The organism is Mesorhizobium sp. M7A.F.Ca.CA.004.04.2.1, assembly GCF_004022825.1.
Taxonomy (GTDB): Bacteria; Pseudomonadota; Alphaproteobacteria; order Rhizobiales; family Rhizobiaceae; genus Mesorhizobium.
In genome coordinates, this window is sequence record NZ_RZPH01000824.1 from 1 (window position 1) to 2,762 (window position 2,762).

The 2,762-nt window shown below is 61.6% G+C and carries 3 protein-coding genes; 1 reads left to right on the forward strand and 2 read right to left on the reverse strand.

Features of this window, described 5'->3' with window-relative positions; all coding sequences use genetic code 11:
• The coding region (locus tag EN893_RS27660; protein ID WP_206640181.1) for a glucuronate isomerase at window positions 1-396 on the reverse strand (396 nt) is incomplete at its 3' end.
• Between the two features lie 142 nt (window positions 397-538).
• Here EN893_RS27660 and EN893_RS27665 point away from each other — a divergent pair.
• The gene (locus tag EN893_RS27665; RefSeq protein WP_127267286.1) at window positions 539-2,068 is read left to right on the forward strand and encodes a mannitol dehydrogenase family protein; all 1,530 of its coding nucleotides are present in this window, start codon (window positions 539-541) and stop codon (window positions 2,066-2,068) included.
• 45 nt (window positions 2,069-2,113) lie between these two features.
• On the opposite strand, the gene lepB is transcribed toward EN893_RS27665, so the two are convergent.
• A partial coding sequence (lepB, locus tag EN893_RS27670; RefSeq protein WP_128361940.1) for a signal peptidase I occupies window positions 2,114-2,762 on the reverse strand: 649 nt, incomplete at its 5' end.

The following is a 2,762-nucleotide window of genomic DNA, read 5'->3' on the forward strand; positions in this document are numbered from 1 at the left end:
GGTCAGCGGTTCGTCGATGCCGAACAGATCGGCGAGCACATGATCGAACCACAGCCGGGTCGGCGTGCCGCGAAACAGATGATAGTGCTCGGCAAAAAGCCGCCAGATCGCCCTGCCGTCGGTCTCGACCGGCGCGCCGTCGAGCGTCGCCACGCCGAGATCCTCAAGGCGGACGCCTTGGCTGAACAGCATGCGGAAGATGTAGTGATCCGGGACGATGAGCAGTTGCGCCGGATCCGGGAATGGCTCGTTCAGCGCATACCAGCGCGGATCGGTGTGACCATGCGGGCTGACAAGGGGCAGGTCCTTGATCCCGGCATAGAGATCACGGGCAATCGCGCGCGAATGCGCCTCGGCGGGAAACAGCAAATCCGCATGGGTCAGTGCCACGATCATCCTCCCAAGCCACTATCGGTAGGGGCGGCAAGAAATAATGTCAACATACAAAATTGCGATTGTTGTATGATGACTTTTCGACCCATTGTGTGGCAGGAAATCGAATGTTACGCCGCTTTGCCGATCCCTGCCGAGGCCACTCATGTCATCCGACCAGACCAGTCGCACCACGACGACCGAACGCCTTTCCACGAAGACCGTGCGCGCACTGCCGGCTTCGATCGCGACACCTGCGTATGATCGCAGCCGCGTCGTCCCGGGCATCGTGCACCTTGGTGTCGGCGCCTTCCACCGCGCCCATCAGGCAGCCTATGTCGACGATTGCCTGGCGGCAGGCGAGGCGGATTGGGGCATAACAGGCGTTTCGCTGCGCAGCACCGACACGCGCGACGCTCTCACGCCGCAGGACGGGCTCTACACGCTGGCGATCAGAAGCAGTGGAACCGAAAAGCTTCAGGTCATCGGCTCGATCGGTGCGATGCTGGTGGCGCCGGAGAATCCGGGCGCGGTGCTGGCCACGCTGACCGATCCGCACACCCGCATCGTCACGCTGACGATCACCGAAAAAGCCTATCTGAGGGCGGCAGGCGGGGGATTGGATGCCGCCCATCCCGATATCGTCCATGATCTGGCCAATCCCCGGATGCCGAAGACAGCGCATGGTTTCCTGACCGAGGCGCTTGCCCTGCGACGCGCCGCCGGCACGCCGCCCTTCACTGTCCTGTGTTGCGACAATTTGCCGGCCAACGGAGCCACGCTGCACCGGCTGTTGGTCGAATTCGCCCAGTTGCGAGATGCCGGGCTCGCTCAATCGAGTGATGTCGGAATTGCCGACCACATCGCACACCAGGTCGCGTTTCCCTCCAGCATGGTCGATCGCATCGTGCCGGCAACCACCGACGCCGATCGGGCGCGGATCGCTGAAGAACTCGGCGTCGAGGACGCCTGGCCCGTGATGACCGAGCCGTTTTGTCAGTGGGTGGTCGAAGATAAGTTCCCGACTGGCCGGCCCGCGTGGGAACAATTCGGCGTCACCATGGTTCGCGACGTCGGCCCGTTCGAGGACATGAAGCTCAGGCTGCTCAACGGCTCGCATTCGGCCATCGCCTATCTTGGCCTGCTCAGCGGTCATGCCACCGTCGACCGCGCCTTCGCCGACCCGGCGATCCGCCAATTCGTCGATGCCTTGTGGGCCGAAGCGATCCCGACCCTGCCCGAGGATGCCGGATTGGACACGAGCGCCTATATTGCGGAGCTCGCGGAGCGTTTTTCCAACACTGCACTTGCCCATCGCACGGCGCAGATCGCCAATGACGGCAGCCAGAAACTGCCGCAGCGCATCATCGCTTCCGCCATCGAATGCCTGGAAGCCGGTACCGAACTGGTCCATCTGACCCTGGTGGTGGCTGCCTGGATCGCCGCCTGCGCCGCGCGAGGGAAAACCTTGCCGGAGGGCCATTTCACCGATCCGCTCGACGCGGCGTTGACGGAACTTTTGAGTGAGCAACTGCCGGCGAATGAAACCGTGACCGCGGTGTTCGACCTGGCCGGCTTCGCTGGGGATCACGCCGAACGCCAGACGTTGATCGAACTTGTGGCTGTGCATCTCGTCCACCTGCGACGCGACGGTCCGACCTTGGCCTTCGCCGCGCTCGGCATAGATATGAAGTAGTCATCAACCAGACTTGGTGCGGGTCCGAACCAACTCGATTCAGGCTTATTTGCCGACCGAACCGTCCAGCGTTTGCCGGGAAGAATACTCCGTGCCTTTTGAATTCCAGAACAATCGCACGGCCTTGCCGACGAGGTTTTCGTAGGGAACGAAGCCGACCATGAATCGGCTGTCGGAGGCATTGTCGCGATTGTCGCCCAGCATGAAATAGTGGCCTTCGGGCACCTCAAATTCCCGCGTGTTGTCGCCGATGGAACTGTCCGTCAGGTCGAGAACGAAATGGGTGACACCACCCGGCAGGGTCTCCCGTTCAAGCCTGGCAGGTTGCTCGCGTTCCTCGTAGGAGAAAGTGCCTGCATCCTTGAGGCCGACGGCCACATCGTTGATGTGCAGCACGCCATTGACCATCTGGATCTTGTCCCCGGGTAGACCGACGATCCGCTGGATGTAATCCACGCTGGGGTCGGGCGGGAATTTGAACACCACCACATCCCCTCGCTTGGGCTCCGCGCCGAACATGCGGCCTTCTATCGGCAACAGATTGAACGGCACGCTGTAGCGGCTGTAGCCATATGCGAATTTGGAGACGAAGAGATAGTCGCCGCCTTGCAATGTCGGCACCATACTGCTGGATGGTATCGAAAACGGCTGGAACAGAAACGAACGGATCGCAAATGCAGCCGGATAGGTAGTC